Annotated in this window: 20 protein-coding genes; 13 read left to right on the plus strand and 7 right to left on the minus strand. The window is 41.9% G+C overall.

Going from position 1 to position 19,428, the window contains the following annotated elements; genetic code table 11:
* Positions 1–108 precede the first annotated feature (108 nt).
* Positions 109–357 carry a hypothetical protein gene (locus OFO07_RS01565; protein ID WP_270870691.1) on the plus strand — a complete coding sequence of 83 codons (249 nt, stop codon included), beginning with the start codon at positions 109–111 and terminating at the stop codon, positions 355–357.
* 525 nt (positions 358–882) lie between these two features.
* Here OFO07_RS01565 and hemC read toward each other — a convergent pair.
* The 4 genes from hemC to lolA are packed head-to-tail and all read right to left on the minus strand — an operon-like array spanning position 883 to position 3,299.
* The gene (hemC, locus tag OFO07_RS01570; protein WP_270870692.1) at positions 883–1,824 is read right to left on the minus strand and encodes a hydroxymethylbilane synthase; all 942 of its coding nucleotides are present in this window, start codon (positions 1,822–1,824) and stop codon (positions 883–885) included.
* Complete coding sequence (locus tag OFO07_RS01575; protein ID WP_270858818.1) at positions 1,825–2,265, minus strand: FxsA family protein; 441 nt, start codon at positions 2,263–2,265, stop codon at positions 1,825–1,827. It lies immediately after the preceding gene.
* Between the two features lie 35 nt (positions 2,266–2,300).
* Positions 2,301–2,777 (minus strand): low molecular weight protein-tyrosine-phosphatase, encoded by a 477-nt coding sequence (locus OFO07_RS01580; RefSeq protein ID WP_270870693.1) that lies wholly within the window; start codon positions 2,775–2,777, stop codon positions 2,301–2,303.
* 9 nt (positions 2,778–2,786) lie between these two features.
* Entirely contained in the window at positions 2,787–3,299 is a 513-nt protein-coding gene (gene lolA, locus OFO07_RS01585; RefSeq protein ID WP_270858820.1) for a LolA-like outer membrane lipoprotein chaperone, read from the minus strand.
* Positions 3,300–3,420: 121 nt separating this feature from the next.
* Between lolA and secA the strand changes: the two genes are divergently transcribed.
* The 12 genes from secA to OFO07_RS01645 all read left to right on the plus strand — a co-directional run bounded on the left by secA (position 3,421) and on the right by OFO07_RS01645 (position 14,879).
* Positions 3,421–6,093, plus strand: coding sequence for a preprotein translocase subunit SecA (gene secA, locus OFO07_RS01590; RefSeq protein ID WP_270870694.1), 2,673 nt, complete (start codon positions 3,421–3,423; stop codon positions 6,091–6,093).
* 38 nt (positions 6,094–6,131) lie between these two features.
* Positions 6,132–7,322: an ABC transporter permease gene (locus OFO07_RS01595; protein WP_270870695.1), complete on the plus strand. Its 1,191-nt coding sequence runs from the start codon at positions 6,132–6,134 to the stop codon at positions 7,320–7,322.
* Positions 7,323–7,346: 24 nt separating this feature from the next.
* Positions 7,347–7,550 carry a hypothetical protein gene (locus OFO07_RS01600; protein ID WP_270870696.1) on the plus strand — a complete coding sequence of 68 codons (204 nt, stop codon included), beginning with the start codon at positions 7,347–7,349 and terminating at the stop codon, positions 7,548–7,550.
* Between the two features lie 124 nt (positions 7,551–7,674).
* Positions 7,675–8,529, plus strand: a complete 855-nt coding sequence (gene folD, locus OFO07_RS01605) for a bifunctional methylenetetrahydrofolate dehydrogenase/methenyltetrahydrofolate cyclohydrolase FolD (RefSeq protein WP_270870697.1) — start codon at positions 7,675–7,677, stop codon at positions 8,527–8,529.
* On the plus strand, positions 8,530–9,375 hold the full coding sequence (lepB, locus tag OFO07_RS01610) for a signal peptidase I (RefSeq protein WP_270870698.1): 846 nt from the start codon (positions 8,530–8,532) through the stop codon (positions 9,373–9,375).
* 9 nt (positions 9,376–9,384) lie between these two features.
* Complete coding sequence (locus tag OFO07_RS01615) at positions 9,385–9,903, plus strand: RpiB/LacA/LacB family sugar-phosphate isomerase (RefSeq protein ID WP_270870699.1); 519 nt, start codon at positions 9,385–9,387, stop codon at positions 9,901–9,903.
* A gap of 8 nt (positions 9,904–9,911) precedes the next feature.
* Entirely contained in the window at positions 9,912–10,154 is a 243-nt protein-coding gene (locus OFO07_RS01620; RefSeq protein ID WP_270858827.1) for a hypothetical protein, read from the plus strand.
* Positions 10,151–10,714 carry an adenine phosphoribosyltransferase gene (gene apt / locus OFO07_RS01625; protein ID WP_270864995.1) on the plus strand — a complete coding sequence of 188 codons (564 nt, stop codon included), beginning with the start codon at positions 10,151–10,153 and terminating at the stop codon, positions 10,712–10,714. The genes OFO07_RS01620 and apt overlap by 4 nt, the downstream gene beginning before the upstream one ends.
* Position 10,715: 1 nt before the next feature.
* Complete coding sequence (locus tag OFO07_RS01630) at positions 10,716–11,339, plus strand: DedA family protein (protein ID WP_270864996.1); 624 nt, start codon at positions 10,716–10,718, stop codon at positions 11,337–11,339.
* Positions 11,308–12,771, plus strand: coding sequence for a leucyl aminopeptidase (locus tag OFO07_RS01635; RefSeq protein ID WP_270870700.1), 1,464 nt, complete (start codon positions 11,308–11,310; stop codon positions 12,769–12,771). Before OFO07_RS01630 ends, OFO07_RS01635 begins: the two co-directional genes overlap by 32 nt.
* On the plus strand, positions 12,771–13,874 hold the full coding sequence (gene ychF / locus OFO07_RS01640; RefSeq protein ID WP_270858831.1) for a redox-regulated ATPase YchF: 1,104 nt from the start codon (positions 12,771–12,773) through the stop codon (positions 13,872–13,874). Before OFO07_RS01635 ends, ychF begins: the two co-directional genes overlap by 1 nt.
* 228 nt (positions 13,875–14,102) lie before the next feature.
* On the plus strand, positions 14,103–14,879 hold the full coding sequence (locus tag OFO07_RS01645; RefSeq protein ID WP_270870701.1) for a transporter substrate-binding domain-containing protein: 777 nt from the start codon (positions 14,103–14,105) through the stop codon (positions 14,877–14,879).
* A 400-nt stretch (positions 14,880–15,279) separates the two neighbouring features.
* On the opposite strand, the gene recG is transcribed toward OFO07_RS01645, so the two are convergent.
* From recG to OFO07_RS01660, 3 genes are read right to left on the minus strand one after another with little or no spacing between them, the layout of a single operon-like run.
* Positions 15,280–17,118, minus strand: coding sequence for an ATP-dependent DNA helicase RecG (recG, locus tag OFO07_RS01650; protein ID WP_270870702.1), 1,839 nt, complete (start codon positions 17,116–17,118; stop codon positions 15,280–15,282).
* On the minus strand, positions 17,115–18,377 hold the full coding sequence (locus tag OFO07_RS01655) for a M16 family metallopeptidase (protein ID WP_270870703.1): 1,263 nt from the start codon (positions 18,375–18,377) through the stop codon (positions 17,115–17,117). Before OFO07_RS01655 ends, recG begins: the two co-directional genes overlap by 4 nt.
* The gene (locus OFO07_RS01660; RefSeq protein WP_270870704.1) at positions 18,374–19,423 is read right to left on the minus strand and encodes a dehypoxanthine futalosine cyclase; all 1,050 of its coding nucleotides are present in this window, start codon (positions 19,421–19,423) and stop codon (positions 18,374–18,376) included. Before OFO07_RS01660 ends, OFO07_RS01655 begins: the two co-directional genes overlap by 4 nt.
* Positions 19,424–19,428: the final 5 nt, after the last annotated feature.

Below are 19,428 nucleotides of genomic sequence, written 5' to 3' on the forward strand. Positions count from 1 at the left end.
TTACGATATTTGGCTCACTCGCACCTGCGTTAGAATTTGGCGTTTCGGTCTTTTGGTTTGTTTTATTATCAAATTTTGATAAAATCTCAGAAATAAAAAAGGATTATCATGTATGCGTTTTTTATAATCATTGCTTCGCTTTTGGTTGCTACTTGGTATTTGCAAAACACAGCCGGGACTATGTTTAAAGCCTTTGTGCTTGGTGCTATTTGCTTTGTGGCTTTATGCGTGGTGTGTGATTTTGGCGTGGTAGTTTCATTTGTGATTAGCGTTTTGGCTTTTGGCACGGCGTATTTTATACTACACAAAAATTCGCTTAACAAAAACGAAATAATCATAAATTTAGAGGTTAAATAAATTTAAAATTTTACGCCTTTTATTGTCATTGCGAGAAACGGCGTAAGCCGTTTCGTGGCAATCTACGAGTGAAAAATTTAAGGCCGGTATTTTTGCAAATTCACCGCAAAGAATTTTAAAATTTATGAATTTTTGCCAAAACACTGCGCCGATTAATCAAAATTTATACATTATTATCAAAATTTGCGCTAAATTTTGGCGCAAATTTAGCGTTTTTACCTTTGATTTTTAGATAAATTTCTTCGGAATTTATGGCTCTTTCCCCGATATTTCTATCATCTTATTTCTTTCGATAAAAAATACAGCTCTTTGGTTTTTGCGTTGTTTTTAGCCATTTTTGGTGGCGAGTATGATACGGATGTTTAACCCTACTATGCGTTAAGTTCTCGCTCTTGCGAGTTGTTTTTAAATTGTCCAAAAATAAAATTCAAGCTTAATGTTTCGTGGAATTTGAAATTTTAAAATTTTGTAGATTTATGCCTTGCAATGGCGAATTTGCGCCACCGCAAGGCATAAAAGGCAAATTTACGCCATAGTTTCGGCGCGGGCTAGAAGCTCTTTTGCCCCTTTGGCGATAAATTTATCGGCAAAATCTGCGCCGATTTTTTGCGCTATTTTCGCATCGATTCCTGCGCGTGCAAGGCAGAGTTTATCCTCGATAAACTCGCTTCCATTAGGCAGTCCCACGACCGCGCGCACGATTACGCTATCATCTGAGATTTGCGCATTTACGCCGATTGGCACTTGGCAACCGCCCTCCAATCTCGCCACAAACGCCCTTTCTAAATTTGTCGCAAGCACGCTGTTTTCGTCGTTTATGAAATTTAAAATTTCGAGCAACTCTTTTTTGTCGGCACACTCAATCCCTAGTGCGCCTTGACCCATTGCAGGCACCATTTCATCGAGCTCGAAGGTATAAACATACGCCACTTCGGCTCTTAAATTTAGCCTATTTATCCCAGCCATTGCCAAAATTATCGCGTCAAATTCGCCGTCTTTTAGCTTTTTGAGGCGTGTTTGGACATTTCCGCGAAGCGAAATAATCTCTAAATCAGGGCGCATTTTTAGAAGTTGCATTTTGCGGCGAAGGCTTGTGGTGCCGATTTTAGCGCCATTTGGCAGGTCGCTAAATTTAGCGTATTTTTCGCTAATCATCGCGTCTCTCTCGTCTTCCCTAGCGCCGATTGCAGCCAAAACTAGACCCTCTGGAAAGACAACTGGCACATCTTTTAGGCTATGCACGGCTAGGTGGGCTTCGCCTCGGAGCATACACTCTTCGAGTTCTTTGGTAAATAGCCCCTTGCCGCCGATTTTTGCAAGCGGTGTGTCTAAAATTTTATCGCCCTTGGTTTTCATGCTTTTTAGCTCGACCTTAACTCCGTGTTTTTGCTCGATTAGCGATTTTATGTGTTCGCTTTGCCACAGAGCTAGCACGCTTCCGCGGGTGGCTATGATTAAATTTTGCATTTATTCTCCTTTTTTCTCTTCGATGATTTCAGCGTCGATTATATCGTCGTTTGCGTGGTTTTTGGGTCTGTAATGGGCGCTGTTTTGTGCGCTATAATCGCTGCTGTTTCGATAAAATGTGTCGTTTTTGGAAGCGGGGTTTTTCAGGTATAAAATCACCGCCGCTACTAGCAAGCAAACGCCCAAAATATCGCTGAGTATGAGTGGCACGCATAGCGCAAAACCAGCCGCGACAAAGCCAAATTCACTCAAAATATATTTTGGCGTGATACGGGCGAAATTTGCCAAATTTACCATTGGGCGTTTTGTCATCAAAAATAGCCCCAAAATCGTGCTGGCAAGGACTTCGATGACAAAAATCACAAATCCGTTTGCGTGCAAAAAATGGTATGTGATTATCATTTCTAGCACCAAATACGGAAGTATCAAAAACCTAAACATTTCTATCCTTGCTGAAATTTAAAGCGCCAATTTTATCAAAAGCTTTCTAAATTTTCTATTTTTTGCATTAGCGCTTCGCACGATTTAGCGATATCGTCATAACAGCTCTCAAAATCGCGCGTGTAGTATGGATCTGCGATGATTTTTTGCGATTTTGGCGCGTTTTGGCCTACCGCAAATTCGAGCAAGAATTTTACTTTTGGCGAATTTAGCCCAAAAATTCGGGCTAATGAGCGCATATTTTCTTCGTCCATACATAAAATCAAATCAAATTTTTCAAGATCAGCTTTTGTGATTTGCGTGGCAACATGAGCCATGAGAGGCACGGCCTTTTCGCGTAATACTCGCTTGGTTTCGTAGTAGGGCGCAGAGCCGATTTCATCGGTGTGAGTGGCTTTGGAATCGCAATGAATTTTATCCTGCAAACCGCGAATTTTTACTAAATTTTCCATGACGGCCTGCGCCATTGGCGAGCGACAAATATTTCCATGACAAACGAATAAAATTCTCATTTCTGCCCTTTATTGCGTGATTATGTCGTAGTGATTAGGGATATTTGGCGCGAAAATTTTCTCGTCTATTTTCTCGTTTTTGCGCACGCTTTGCAGATTTATCACGACTTTGTTATCGAGTTTGTCGGTGTATGAGATCTGGCTAGGGGCGTCGTTTTGGGTAGTGATGAAGTATTTCACGCCGTCAAGTTCGGCCTCATAAGCGCCTGATTTGTTTTGTTTCGCGCCAGATAAAATTGCTACTAAATTCGGCGTTTCTTTGATATTTGTGATGATAGCTTGCTCCAAATCAGGCTCTATGACCGTAACCTTTGTGAAGCTAAAAAATATATTTTTTTTCGTAGGGCTTGTGTAGTGCCACACGGCATGCTCTTTGGTCGCGCTAAAATCGCCTGTGTAGTTGATTTTGGCGTCTTCGCTTTGGACGCTTTGGGTGAAATTTGCGCTTAGAGTGTCGAATTCGAGCGGATTTGCGAGCGAAAAGGTAGCACAAAACGCCAATGCAAAAACAGATTTTTTCATATCTCAAACCTCTTTAAATTTAAAATTTTGCGTTATTATAGCTGTTTTTATTAAGTTTAATTAAATAAAAACTAAAAATATGGTAATATGTTCGGTTAAAATTTTAAAATGAAGGTTTGAAATGTTTAAAAGAGTAGTTAGAGGGATTTTTGGCACGAAAAACAATCGTGTGGTCAAACAATACGCAAAACGCGCAAAAGAGATAAACGCGCTAGAAAAAAAATACGAAGCACTCGATGACGAGGCGTTAAAGGCTGAATTTAACGCACTTAAAGAGCAAATCCAAAAGGGCGAAACGACAACTGATAAAATTTTGTATGATGTTTTTGCTATCGTCAGAGAGGCCTCAAAAAGGGTGCTAAATATGCGCCATTTCGATGTCCAGCTAATCGGCGGTATGGTTTTAAACGACGGCGCGATAGCTGAGATGAAAACAGGCGAGGGAAAGACGCTGGTTGCAACTCTTCCTGTGGTTTTAAATGCTATGAGTGGCAAGGGCGTGCATGTCGTTACGGTCAATGACTACCTAGCCAAACGCGACGCCGAGCAAATGGGCGTTTTGTATAATTTCTTAGGACTTAGCGTTGGCGTAGTAGTCGGTGGCGAGTATAACGATACTAAGCGCAAAGAGGCTTACGCTTGCGACATAACTTACGGCACAAACAACGAATTTGGCTTTGATTATTTGCGTGATAATATGAAATTTAGCAGCGAAGACAAAGTGCAAAGAGGTCATCATTTCGTAATCGTCGATGAAGTCGATAGTATCTTAATCGACGAGGCTAGAACTCCACTAATCATCTCAGGCCCTACAAACCGCACACTTGATGGCTATGTCAAAGCAAACGAAGTAGCCAAACAAATGGTGCAAGGTCAGGCGCCAGATGATCCAAAAGAAAAGCCAACTGGCGATTTTATTCTAGATGAAAAAAACAAAAGCGTGCTAATTACCGAAGCAGGTATCGCAAAGGCTGAAAAACTCTTTGGCGTAGATAACCTATATAAGCTTGAAAACGCCGTTTTAAGCCACTATTTAGACCAAGCATTAAAAGCAAATTATATATTTAAAAAAGATGTCAATTATGTCGTGCGCGATGGGCAGATCGTCATCGTAGATGAATTTACAGGCAGACTAAGCGAGGGGCGTCGTTTTAGCGAGGGCTTGCACCAAGCCCTAGAAGCCAAAGAGGGCGTGCAAATCCAAGAAGAGAGCCAAACCCTAGCCGATATTACATTTCAAAACTATTTTAGAATGTATGAAAAACTAGCAGGCATGACCGGCACAGCCCAAACTGAGGCGACTGAGTTTTCTCAAATTTATAAATTAGAGGTCGTTTCAATCCCTACAAATATCCCAGTGCAAAGACTAGATCAAAACGATTTAATTTACAAAACAGAGCGTGAGAAATTTAACGCCGTAATCGAGGAAGTAAAAAGGCTAAACAAAAAAGGTCAGCCAGTCTTAGTGGGCACCGCGTCGATCGAAAAATCAGAGTTATTGCACGAGCTTTTGGTTAAAGAAAAAATCGCTCACTCTGTGCTAAATGCCAAAAACCACGAAAAAGAGGCACAAATCATCGCCGAAGCCGGTGCAAAGGGCGCTGTAACAATCGCTACAAATATGGCGGGTCGTGGTGTAGATATCCGCATAAATGATGAAGTCAGGGAGCTTGGCGGGCTTTATATCCTAGGCACAGAACGCCACGAAAGCCGCCGTATCGACAACCAGCTCCGCGGTCGCTCAGGCCGCCAGGGCGATCCGGGCGAGAGTAGATTTTATCTGAGTTTAGAGGATAATTTGCTTCGAATTTTTGGTAGCGATAAGATTAAAAATATTATGGAGCGTTTGGGTTTGCAAGACGGCGAACATATCGAGTCTAAAATGGTCTCTCGTGCCGTAGAAAATGCGCAAAAAAAGGTCGAGAGCCTGCATTTCGAGGCTAGAAAACATATCCTAGAATACGACGATGTCGCAAACGAGCAGAGAAAAACGATTTATAAATACCGAAACGAGCTTTTGGATAAAGAATTTGACCTAAAAGACAAAATTTTGCAAAACCGCGAAGAGTATATCGCAAGTGTGCTAGATGATTTGGAGATTTTCGACGGAGATGAGAAGGAAAAATTCGATTATGAGGCGATAATAAACCGCATTTTAAACGATACTGGCGAGATGCTAAATGAGGCGAATTTGAAAAACGCTAATGATTATGGCGAGCTAAAAAGCGTGATTGTAGAGCAACTTCGAGACTCTTACGAGGAAAAAATGAGCCAAATCGATCAGGCTCAGCGCAAAGAGATCGAAAAAATGCTTTATTTGCAAATCGTAGATCGCGATTGGAGAGAGCATTTATACCAAATGGATATCCTAAAAACGGGCATTGGACTAAGGGGATACAATCACAAAGACCCGCTAACCGAGTATAAAAAAGAAAGCTACAATCTCTTTATGGAGCTTGTTTTGCGCCTAAAAAGCGATAGTATCCGCACCTTGCAACTAATTCGCTTCAAAACCCAAGAAGAAATTGACGCCGAAAGAGAGGCTATGCAAGAGCAAATGCGTAGCGAAGCGCAGGACGAAATAAACGAAGCTAACACAAATGAAGATGAAATTTCAAATTCAAGCCAAAGCGTAAATTCAAGTGAAAATTCTAGCCAAAGCACAGAAAATAGCGAATTTTCGCTAGGCGCGAAAAAACCTAAACGAAACGACCCATGTCCATGCGGAAGCGGTAAAAAATACAAAGACTGCCACGGAAAAGGTGGCCCTAAAAAAGGCGGTTTTGCAAGGTAACTTGCAAACGCCTAATTTCAAAATTCACAGGGCAGACTTTGATAAAATATCTACTTTTTAAATATTTGCGTTTCGACAAATCCCAGCCATTTATCACGCTTTCTGCGATTTTGGCGTTTTTGGGCGTGAGTATTGGACTAATGGTGCTAATCATCGCAATGGCGATAATGAACGGTTTCGATAAAGAATTTCAACGCAAACTCTTTACGATGAACTATCCTATCACGATACACAGCCAATTTCGTGGCGGTATCACAAACGATGATGTCGAAATTTTAAAGGGTGATTTCCCAAATTTAAAATTTAGCCCATATATCAGCTCGCAAGTCATCGCCAAAAACGGCGATAGATTAGAGGGTGGGATAATCTTTGGCGTAAATTTGGCTGATGAAATTCAAATAAACTCAGTTGTCGCACAGGGGGCGAAAGACGCGAATTTGAGCGAATTTGGCATTATGGTCGGCAAGGGCATAAAGGACGAATTTATGCTGGATATGGGCGATAAAATCACAATGATTTTTACCAAAAACGACCCAGGCGGATTTGCGCTGATTCCAAAAATGAAGCGATTTGAAGTGCGCGCTAGCTTTGATTCTGGTTTGATTGCTTATGATAAGGCGTATTCTTACGCGAGCGTGGGCGATTTAGCGAAAATTTTGGGCTATGACGAGGGGCGATATGATGGGGTGCATGTTTTCTCGGACGATCCATTTAAGGATTTAGAAATCATTAAAGAAAACCTCCCGCCGAGCGCGCGCGCTGTTGGCTGGTGGCAACAAAACGGCAACTTTTTCTCAGCCCTTGCGCTTGAAAAACGGGCGCTTTTTTTGGTGCTTTTGCTAATAATCTTAGTGGCTAGCTTAAATATCGTTAGTTCGCTTTTGATGACCGTGATGAATCGTCGCCAAGAAATCGCGCTTTTGCTTAGCCTTGGGGCGAGCAAAAAAGAGGTGAAAAAGACATTTTTCTCGCTTGGGGCGACGATTGGCGGAAGCGGAATAATCTTTGGCCTTATTTTGGGGCTTTTTGGAGTTTGGTTGCTTGGAAATTTCGATATCATCGACCTGCCAGCCGATGTTTATGGAAGCAGCAAACTGCCTATGGAGCTATCACTAAGCGATTTGATTTCTACCGTGGTAGGGGCTGTGATAATAGTAGCGCTCTCATCGTGGTATCCAGCCAAAAAGGCCACCGAAGTCGATGTTTTGCAAACTTTGCGTAATGAATAATTTAAATTTAATAGAGGAGAATTTATGAAAAAGTTAATTTTATGCGCCCTAGTGGTTGGGTTTTTTATCGGTTGTGCTGGCACAAAAGAGCCGGGCGTGAGCGAGAGCGCGCCAATCGAGCAGAAAAAAATCGAGCCAAATTTCAACCAAAATAGCGCTGGTTGCACCACAGGCTGCATGGACGCCGTAATCAAAGCCCAAGAAGCAAACAAAAATATAAAAAGATAAATTTCAATGGTAGTTTTTAACTACCATTTCCACTTAAAATTCCCAAATTTAGCCTAAAAATAAATCTGATTTTTATTAAATTTAAGGTAGAATTGAAGCTTAAATTTTTATTTAAAGGTTTTTTATGACTTTAATCGACGGAAAAGCGATAAGCGCAAAGGTCAAAGAAGAGGTAAAAATCGCAGCCGAAGAGCTTAGTGCGAAAGGTGTCACTCCGGGGCTTGCGGTGATTTTAGTGGGCGAGGACAAGGCTAGTGCTACTTATGTGGCTAGCAAAGAAAAGGCGTGCGTAGCGTGCGGGATAAATTCTTACCCATATCATTTAAGCGCGCAAACTACCGAAACTGCGCTATTAGAGCTAATTGATGAGCTTAATGCTGATGAAAATGTCGATGGCATACTTGTCCAACTTCCACTTCCAAAACACATTGATACAAATAAAATTTTAGAAAAAATCGATCCTAGCAAAGATGTTGATGGATTTCACGCTGTAAATGTCGGCAGGCTAGTTAGCGGATTGGAGGCTTTTGTGCCATGCACGCCACTTGGCATTATGCGACTTTTGGCTGAATACGGCATAGAAACAAACGGCGCAAACGCTGTGGTAATTGGCAGAAGCAATATAGTCGGCAAACCTATGGCAAATTTGCTTTTAAACGCGAATTCTACCGTTACTATCACACACTCTCGCACCAAAAATTTAGCCGAAATTTGCTCGCAGGCTGATATCTTAGTCGCAGCGATTGGAAAGCCAAATTTCGTAACCCCTGATATGGTAAAAGATGGCGCAGTGGTCATTGATGTAGGCATAAACCGCCTAGAAAACGGCAAACTAACTGGCGATGTGGATTTCGACGCAGTCGCGCCTAAATGCTCGTTTATCACGCCAGTTCCTGGTGGCGTGGGTCCTATGACAATCGCAATGCTACTTCAAAACACAATCACATCGGCGCGCAACCGCCTAAAAAGAAGCAAATAAATGAAATTTTTAGGTTCGCTTTATCGCTTTTCATCTAGCTGGGTTGGCACGATTTGCATTGTGCTTTTTATCATACTTTTTGTGGCGCAAGCTTTTGTGATTCCAAGCGGATCGATGAGAGTTACGCTTTTGGAGGGCGATTTTTTGTTTGTGAAAAAATTTAGCTACGGAATACCAACACCCCATATCCCATTTATCGAGGTTCCAGTAGCCCCTGATAGCGACGCAGACGGACATTTAATCCAAGGCAAACGCCCAGCTCGTGGGGATATCGTGGTATTTCGCTATCCAAAAGATGAGAAAATTCACTATGTCAAGCGAAATTTCGCCGTTGGTGGAGATGAAGTGATTTTTGATTTAGATAATTTCTACCTCAGACCAAACGAGGGCGATGAATTTATAGAGCAAAACTACGATAAAAGCGATATTGTCATCTTAAACGGACAAAAATATGTAAAAGAGCCGTATAAATTCAAAGGCATAAACTACAATCCGCATTTTAGAAACGCCATGCGGGCAAGCATGCTTGGAAATTTGGAGCGCAAAAGCCTAGCAATGCGCCCTATAATGGTGGCTGAGAGCGAGAAGGTCTATGAATACGGCAGTGTGAAATTTAACGCATTTTATATCAAAGTTCCGCAAGATGAATTTTTTATGATTGGCGATAACCGCAACAACTCAGGTGATAGCAGGTATTGGGGCACCGTGCCGTATCGTTTGATCGTAGGCAAGCCGTGGTTTACTTATTTTAGTATCGACCCGGATAAAAAAATCCGCTGGGAGAGAATAGGGCGCTTCATCGACACGCTTCAAAGCGATGAGAGCTTGATTTATGAGCAAAAATAAAGGGAAAATATGCAGGTAAAAAAGGTTTTTATTGCGGGCGATCACGCTTCACCGGCTGTGAAGGAAGAAGTCAAAAAAATAATCGCAAATTTGGGCTATGAGTTCGAAGATTTGGGCACAAATGACGAAAATATCAGCGTGGATTATCCTGATTTCGCGAAAATTTTGGCTGATAAAATTTTGGTTGAAAGCAAAAATTTAGCTAGCGCAAACGGCGAGCAAAACGGCGAAGATAGCACAAAATTTGGAATTTATGGAATTTTAATTTGTGGCACAGGCATTGGGATTTCGATTGCGGCAAACCGCCACGCACATATTCGTTGCGCGCTTTGCCACGATAGCTTAACTGCTAGGCTTTGCAGGGAGCATAATAACGCAAATGTGCTTGCATTTGGCGCAAGAGTGTTAGGAATCGCCGAGATTGAGGATATGATAAAGACATTTTTTAGCACAAATTTTAGTGGCGGCAGACACGAAAGACGCGTGAATAAGCTAGGCGTGATTGCCTGCGATATGAGCGCAAAATAGGGCGAGATATGATAGTGGTTTTTGAAATTTTAAGCTTTGTTTTGGCTGTATTGTTGGTGCTTTCGATCCGTAAAAATATGAAAATTTACGATAAATTGGCAAAATGCGAAGACGAAATTTCAAAACTAAAAGAAAATCAAGAAAAGCTAAAATCTGCGTTGGAGCTTAGCATACAGGCCTTGCAAAGCGACGAAGCAGAAAAGTTAAATTTAAGATTGCAAAATGCAAAATTATTAAAGGATAGAGGATGAAAACTTTAAGCAATGATGATAAAGCTTATCTTTTTAAATCATTAAGGACTATCGAGGATTTCCCTAAACCTGGGATTTTGTTTTACGATGTAACGACACTTTTGGGCGATAAAAAGGCATTTAGCTTTTTGTTAGATCATCTCGTAGATCGCTACAAGGATTACGAGCTTGATTATATCGTAGGGATTGAAAGCAGGGGATTTATCTTTGGTGCGGCACTTGCGGCTAGGCTAAATTTAGCTTTCGTGCCGATTCGCAAACCAAAAAAACTTCCATATATCACCATTTCGCAAAAATACTCTCTCGAATACGGCTTCGATCAAGTTGAAATGCATGTCGATGCCTTTGACGCAGTCGCAAACGCGCAAAACCGCAAAGCCAGAGTGCTTTTAATCGACGATTTAATCGCTACTGGTGGCACTGCCAAAGCCGCGCTTGATTTGATTGCACAAACAAACGCTGATTGCGTGGAAGCATGCTTTTTGCTAAATTTGCGCGCATTAAACGATCTGGGCGAATTTGAAGCAAGAACGAAAGTTTATTGTGTTTTAGAGGCTTAGTTTGGAAGAAACGCTCAAAGAAATTCTAACCCAGTATCATCAATACGCTTATATCGTGCTTTTTGCGTGGTGCGCATTAGAGGGCGAAATCGCGCTAGTTTTGGGCGGGATTTTGGCACACGAGGGGCATATAAATTTACCGCTTGGCATTTTTGTCGCGGCGTGTGGGGCGTTTGCGGGCGATCAATTTTATTTTTATATCGGCAGGTATAATAAAAACTACATTAGCAAAAAGCTCGCCACCCAACGCCGTAAATTTGCTATCGCGCACCTGCTTTTACAGCGTTGGGGCTGGATTTTGATATTTATCCAGCGATATATGTATGGTTTGCGTATGATAATTCCGATGAGTATTGGCATTACCCGTTATAGTGCCAAAAAATTTGCATTTATCAATTTTTTGAGTGCGATTGCATGGGCTAGCATGACGATGATACCTGCGTGGTATTTCGGCAAGCAAATTTGGCAAGCGATAAATTTGATCGAGCAATACTGGTATTTTGCGATACCGCTGATTGCCGGAATTGTCTTTGGGTTTTATAAAATTTTTGCAAGATTAGAAAATCATTTTATAAATTTAAGAAAGGATAGAGATGAAAGTAACATTATTGAATCAAAATTTTGACGCGATAAATGCGGATTTTGAGGTGATTTTTATCGTCGGTGGCGACACAGCTCACCGCTTTGTCAAAGACGGCGATAAATTTGATTTTTTTGATTACAAAGGCGAGGGAAATTTGCTTTTAAGCGAGCAAAAAAGGCTATATGTAGGCATAAAAGCCCTAGAATACGACCGCGTGAGAGTGGGCGTAGCGCAGGCATACAATACGCTAAAAAATCTTAAAATTTCAAATTTTAAAATCGCATTTTATGATTGCGGTTGCACGAAAAAAAGCGCAATGGCTATGGCTGAGGGCGCAGTGCTGGGCGCGTATGAGTTTAACAAATACAAAAGCGAAAAAAAATCCTACACTCTAAATGAAATTTTTATCGCTAGCGACACATACACAGGCTCTACGCTAGAAGCCGATAAAGCTAGTCGTGGCGTGAAATTTGGTGTTATTATGGCGGACGCGGCGAATTTCGCCAAAAACGGCGTCAATGAAATCCCTGAAATTTACACTCCGCATAAAATGGCAGATGAGGCTGAAATTTTAGCTTCAAACTACGATGATGTTAGCGTAGCTGTGTATGATGAGAGATTTTTAGAAGAAGAGAAAATGAACGCGTTTTTGGCTGTCAATCGCGCCTCAGCTCATCGCCCACGCCTAATCCACCTTACCTACAAACCTGAAAAATGCCTTCAAAAGGTCGTTTTCGTGGGCAAGGGTTTGACCTATGATAGTGGCGGACTTAGCCTAAAACCGAGCGATTATATGCTGACAATGAAAGCCGACAAAAGTGGCGCGCTTGCAGCTATGGCGATTATCAAAGGCGCTGCCGAGCTTGATTTGCCTTTTGAAATACACGCTATTATCGGTGCGACAGAAAATATGATAGGTGGCAACGCCTACAAACCAGACGATGTGCTAATCTCTCGCTCAGGCGTGAGTATCGAGGTGCGAAACACAGACGCAGAGGGCAGACTAGTGCTGGCTGATTGTCTAAGCTACGCTCAGGATTTAAACCCTGATTTGCTAATCGATATGGCGACACTTACAGGCGCTTGCGTAGTGGGACTTGGCGAATACACAAGCGGAATTCTAGGAAATAACGAAGAGTTAAAGCTAAAATTTAAAAATTTAACCAAAGCTAGTGGCGAGCTTTTTACGATTTTAGAATTTAATGATTATTTGCGAGAACTTATCAAATCAAATATCGCAGATGTCTCAAATACAGCGTCTAGCAGATACGGTGGCACGACCACGGCGGGACTTTTCCTTGATAAATTTATCAAACCTGAATTTAAAGACAAATGGCTCCACCTCGATATCGCAGGCCCAGCCTATGTCGAAAAAGCGTGGGGATATAACCAATTCGGCGCGACAGGTGCGGCAGTTAGAGCAAATCTATACTACCTAATGGCTCTGCAAAAAGAGCTAGAAAAGAGGGGCTAATGGGGCTTTCTGTTGGAATCGTAGGTTTGCCAAATGTGGGCAAATCTACCACCTTTAATGCACTAACAAAGGCGCAAAATGCCCAAGCGCAAAACTATCCGTTTTGCACAATCGAGCCAAACAAGGCTATCGTGCCAGTGCCTGATACTAGGCTTGATGAGCTAGCCAAAATCGTAAATCCAGAGCGTATCATGCACTCGACAATCGAATTTGTCGATATCGCTGGACTTGTAAAGGGTGCTAGCAAGGGCGAGGGTTTGGGAAATAAATTTCTCTCAAATATCCGTGAAGCTGAGATTATTTTGCATATCGTGCGTTGCTTCGAAGACGGCAATATCACGCATGTAGAGGGCAGTATCGATCCGATCCGCGATATCGAAATCATCGAAACCGAGCTTGTTTTAGCTGATATCGAGCAGCTAGGCAGAAAAATCGAGCGGCTAAACAAAGAGGCCAAAGCAAACGCCAAAGGCGCCAAAGAGGCCTTGGCACTCGCAAATGAGCTTTTAGAGCATTTAAATTTAGGCAAACCTGCTTCAAATTTTGCAGACAAAGACAGCGAAGTCTTTGCGAGCCTAAACAAAGAGTTGCGCCTGCTTTCTGCAAAAGAGGTGATTTATGGCGCAAATGTCGATGAGGACGGCATAGCGCAGGATAATGAGTATGTAAAAGCTGTAAAAGAGTATGCAAATGCGCGAAATGCCGAAGTTATCAAGCTTTGCGCTAAAATTGAAGAGGAGTTAATCGGTCTAGGTGATGATGAGGCGCACGAAATGCTTCAAAGCCTAGGCGCAGAAGAAAGCGGACTAGATAATATCATCAGAAGATCTTTTGCGAAGCTAAATTTGATAAGCTATTTTACCGCTGGGGTTATGGAAGTGCGCGCATGGACGATAACCAAAGGCTGGAAAGCGCCAAAGGCAGCTAGCGTGATACATAATGATTTCGAGCGTGGCTTTATCCGTGCAGAGGTGATTAGCTACGATGATTTCGTGGCGCATGGAGGTGAAAGTAGGGCAAAAGAGGCAGGAAAAATGCGCCTAGAAGGCAAGGATTATGTAGTAAATGATGGCGATGTAATGCATTTTAGGTTTAATGTGTAATTTAATTTTTTTTTGAAAAATGCAAATTTTGATTTTTTTTCTTAAAATTTAAGTTTTATTAGATTAAAATCACTTGAAAATTTTAGGTTAAAGTTTCCAAATTTATCTAAAATTTTGGTAAATGGGCGCGTATTGTCTTTTTATTTACTTTTTTTAGGTATTTTTCGGTTTTATTTTTAAGGAGTTAAAATGAAAAAGTTTTTAGGTCTTTTGGCATTAGCAGGCGCAGTGACTTTTTCTGGTGCTAACACACTAGAACAAATCAAAGCGAGCAATACGCTAAGAATTGGTGTAGGTGAGCACGATGCTCCAATGAGTTCTATTTCAAAAAGTGGCAAATTTCAAGGTTTTGAAATTGAGTTGGCAAAAGAACTAGCAAAAGCCATTTTAGGAGACGGCGGTAAGGTAGAATTTGTCGCTGTTAAAGATGCTGAGCGTATGGACGCTGTAACTCAAAACAGAGTTGATTTGCTAATCCATAATTATTCAAGAACACCTGAGCGCGAGAAATCAATGGACTTTTCTATGCCTTATCTTTCAACAATGGATGCTGTTGTTACTAAAAAAGATTTAGGTGTCCAAAGACTAAGCGATTTAAGAGGTAGAAGAGTTCTAGTTGTCCCAGGCACATCAGCTGAAACTGCTCTTAATAAAGAACCACAAATCCAACAAGTCCCTTGCTCTACATCAAAAGAGTGCTTGGATAAGCTAAGAGCTGGCGAAGCTGACGGCTATGCTAGAAAAATCACAGCAATCGCTACTATTCCTTTTGTTGATGATAGATTTGAGCTTGCTATCAAACGCATAGGAGCTATCGCTTTCAACTGCGTAGGCACTCAAAAAGGCAACCGCGATCTAATGGAAATCGTAGATAGCAAAATCCTATCTCTATCACAAGAAGGCTTCTTTGCTGATATGTATGAGCAAACTTTCGAGCTATTCTATCGTGGTGAGCTAGAAGAGAAAATGTTCGTTCTAGATGATATTTATGAAGCATTACTATAATTAGTGCTTTTTGATACTATACTTGGGCGCCTTTTTTAAGGCGCCTTTTTTTATGGCTGAAAATTTTATTTGTCTAATCTGCCATTGTTATAAAACTAAGTTTTTGAGGCAATTCAGTAAAATTTAAAGAGAATTTCAAAATTTAAAATTTTATCCCTTCTATTGTCATTGCGAGAAACGGCGTAAGCCGTTTCGTGGCAATCTACGAGTATAAATAATCCAAACGCAAATTTCGTGTCATTGCGAGAAAACGAAGTTTTCGAAGCAATCCAGTAAATTTTAGAGAAAATTTCAATTTATCAAAATTTATCTGAATTTCCCTAGATTGCTTCGCTTCGCTCGCAATGACAAATCTTACTCCACTGGCTCACAATGACAATATCGGGCAAATTTGCCGATTTTAAAATTTAATCTCGCTACTTGTTTGCGTATCGGCGAAATTTTGCGCTCTGCTTTTGGCTCGTTCGGTTATATCCTCTTCATAATCATACCACGAAAATGTCGCTCCGTGCTGAACCGAGCCATCGAGCAAATCTCCGCCTTGGCGGTTTTTGAGATCAATTCCTGCGACCTTAAATCCATCTAGTGTTTGCGCGAATTCTTTTAGTCTTTCTGGCGCTTGCTTTAATTTCGTGTAGAGATAGCACCAACCCTCGCCGCCGTTTCGCCCCACGCGACCGCGCAATTGGTGAAGCGAGGCTAGCCCCATGCGCTCGGCTCCGACGATTAAGATTATGCTAAGTCTTGGTAGAGAAATGCCCACTTCTACGACGGTTGTGGTGATTAGCAGTGAGCCATTGTCGCGGAATTTCAGCAAAATTTCCTCTTTTTCCTTGTCGCGCCCGTGCGTAACATATACGCCAGAAAATTTCGCCTGCCAAAACGGCGCGGCTTCCTCGACGCTTTGGTAAATCAGCTTTTCGGATTGTTCGACGAGCGGATAGACGATGATTGCTTGATTTCCTTTGTCGATTTCGCGCTTTAAATGGCTCATAAAGCCCTCAAATCCAGCGTTTTGCAAGATTAGCGTGTGGATATGTTTTTCGTAAGGCATTTGCTTTAAAAAGCTAAAATTCACAAGCTCGGATTGGATTAGCGAGAGTGTGCGCGGGATTGGCGTGGCGCTAAATTGCACGAAGTGCGCGCGATACTCGCCACACTGGGTGAGGGCGTTGATTTTTTCGCGCTGATTTGAGCCGAAGCGGTGCTGTTCATCGACCATGATGAGATTTGAGGGCGTCAAATCATGATAGAGCAGGGCGTGCGTGCCGATGACTAGGTGCGCGCCCTCTAAATTTAGCGATTTCTCGCCACCTTTGACCTCCAAAATATTCATAAACTCTGGCAAAAGCCGCACCGCTTCTGCGTAAATTTGATCGGCTAAAATCGAGGTTGGCACCATTAAATAGCTGGTGCGTGGATAGTTCAGCAAGGCTGCGCCAAGGATTATTAGCGTCTTGCCCGAACCTACATCGCCCATTACCACTCTGCGCCTTGCAAGCGGGCTAGATAGGTCGGCTTTGATATCATCAAGTGCCTTTATTTGGTCGTTTGTGGGAGCGAAAGGCAGGGTGCTAAGCCACGAGGAAATGTCGTTTAAAGGGTAAATTTGCGCCTTAAAATCCATTTTTTTGGCTTTTAATTTTCTTAAATAATTATAAATTTCAACGAATTTTAAAATTTCAAGCCCGTTTTCGTTTTCTTCTAAATTTTGCACCAAACGCACGCTGTTTTGGTCGTTTTGGTGAATTTGCATTAAAAATTCAGCCTCATTTTCGCTAAGCCCCTCATCAAGTAATGCCTGCTTGGAAATGTAGTTTGAAATAAGCTTTTGCGTCGCGGCGTCCGTGAGGGCGTTTTTGTATTTGGGGATAATTTCGCCTACTTTGGTGACGATTTTGGGATTTACGAACTGCCACGCGCCGTAAGCGTTGTCGCTTTTGCCGTGGATAAACATCTGCTTGCCGATTTTAAAGACGCTGTGGTGCCAGCTTTTGGCGTTGAAGATGACGATTTTGATCTCGCACTCCCAGCTTAGGCAAAATGCGCTGATGATGAGCATGCCATTGGCGCGACGGCTTGCGGAATTGCACTCGATCAAAACCGTGTTTTCGCCGGTATTTGGCTCATCTTTGACGCTTAAATCATCATAGCTTTTTGGAAGTGCCAAGGCTAAATCAAGCAGTGAAAAAACGCCGATTTTAGCGAGCGTTGCGCTATCTTTGGGGCTAAATTTCATAATTTAAAATTTGACTTTGCGACTTCTGAGCAAACCACGCAAAAGCTTAAATTTAAAATTTCAGCGTGCGAGGCGATAAATTCATTTAGCGTGCGCAAATCTAGGTTTTTCGTGCGCTCTAAATTTCGCTCAAACTCGCCAAATTCGAAGCCTTGATAGTATTCGTTGGCACTGATATTTGCGCGCTTAAACATAGTTTCTTTTTGCAAAACCGCGCTTCCTAGGATAAATTTTTTCGCACTTTCTAGCTCGCTTTGCGTAACGCCATTTTGGACGAAATTTGCGATTTCGGATTTGATTAGCTCGTAGGCTTTGGCTAAATTTTCGTTTTTGGTCTGCAAAAATCCCCAAAAATCGCGCTTAGACAGGTCGAAATTCGCTCTGGCATACACGGAGTATGCAAGTCCGTGTTTGACGCGGATGTTTTCCATGAGGCGTGAGCCAAATCCGCTCGAACCAAGGATAAAAAGCGCCACATTTGCGATATATTTTTCTGCGATTTCGGCGTAAAATGGCGCGCCAAAATAGATATAGGCTTGCTCGCTTTTTTGGGCGATAATTTGGGATTTGGGTGTAGAATTTGTCGCAAAAACGGGTAGTTCGCGCGCGCTTGTGGCGGCGAAATTCTCTAAAATTTTGGTTATATTTTTGCGCACAAGCCTAGCCTCATCGCTTGCGCCCTGCGCGTCGCCCACTACGAGGACATAGGCGTTTGCAAGATCAAGCGAGGCGAAAAATTCCTTGACATTTTCAAGGCTGATTTGCGCGATACTAGCCTCGTCGCCGATTAGTGGGGAGGCTAGTTTAGTGCCCGAATAAAGGCAGTTTTGCAAGCCTTGGTTTGCGATATAGTCAAATTCGCTCTTTAAAATATCGATTTCGCCTAAAATTTGGGTTTTGATTTTATCTAAAATTTCATCTGTGAAATTTGGCTCTTTTAGCAAAATATCTAGCATTTCTAGGGCAAATTCGAAGTGTTCTTTGAGCGAATTTACCTCGATTACGAAGGTCTCAAACCCTGCGTCGATATCGAAATTTATCGCATAGATATCGAGTTTTTCGTAAAATTTATTTACCCCTAGGCTCTTTGTGCCCTCATTTAGCATTTTTGCGGTGAGTTTGGCTAGGCCATTTATCTTTTCGCTCACTGCGCCACTGGCTTTGAAAACGAGCTTGAAACTCGCCACCGGCAGGGAATTTTCGATTTGAGTAAGAAAATCTACTTTGGTGTTTTTTGCTAAAATTTCGCTTTTTATCATTTATAAATCTCCAAAATATCATAGTTTGTGTTGCGTTTGGCTGGGATTTCGCCTATGTCTTTGATGAGTTCTATCATCTCGTTTTGGCTCATGCGAAAGGACACACCTGCTGCTTTTACGACATTTTCTTCCATCATGGTCGAACCCAAATCATTTGCGCCAAATTTTAGTGCGAGTTGCCCTATGTAACTGCCTTGCGTAACCCACGAGCTTTGGATATTTTTAAAATTATCCAAAAACAGCCTTGCCACAGCTAATAGCCTTAAATAGCGATTTGAGCTTGTTTTTTTGATTTCTGGGTGTTCGGCGATGAGTTTTGTGTTTGCAGACTGAAAACTCCACGAGATAAAAGCTCTAAATCCGCCTGTTTTGTCTTGCAAATTTCGCAGTTTTTCCCAGTGCTCGATGATTTCTTCGTCAGTTTCGACCGTGCCAAACATCATCGTGGCTGTGGTTTTCATACCGATTTCGTGGGCTGATTTATGCACATTTAGCCAACTGTCTGCGCCGATTTTTTTAGGCGAGATTATATCTCTAACTCTATCGCTTAAAATCTCAGCTCCGGCTCCGGGAATGCTATAAAGTCCCTTTGCTTGAAGCCTAGATAAGACTTCTTTGTGCGTTAAATTTGAAATTTTAGCGATATAATCAATCTCGATTGCAGAGAAGCCGTGAATCGTGATTTGCGGGTATTTTTGCGCTATATGAGCGACGAGATCTTCATACCAATCGATTTTTAATTTCGGATGGACGCCGCCTTGAAATAAAATTTGCGTCCCGCCGATTGCGATTAGTTCGTCGATTTTTTCATCAATCTCATCAAAGCTCAAAATATAGGCGTCTTTTTCGTTGATTTTACGACAAAACGCGCAAAATTTGCAATCCACAAAGCAGATATTTGTGTAATTAATGTTGCGATCGACTACAAAAGTCGTGATTTTATCAGGGTGAAGAGCTAATTTTTTTTCATACGCCATAGCCCCAAGCTCGTGAAGAGGGGCGTTTTTTATCAAATTTAATGCCTGTGATTTAGTAATTCTACTCAAATTTA

The sequence above is a fragment of the Campylobacter sp. JMF_06 NA1 genome, from assembly GCF_027737785.1.
Classification (GTDB): domain Bacteria; phylum Campylobacterota; class Campylobacteria; order Campylobacterales; family Campylobacteraceae; genus Campylobacter_B.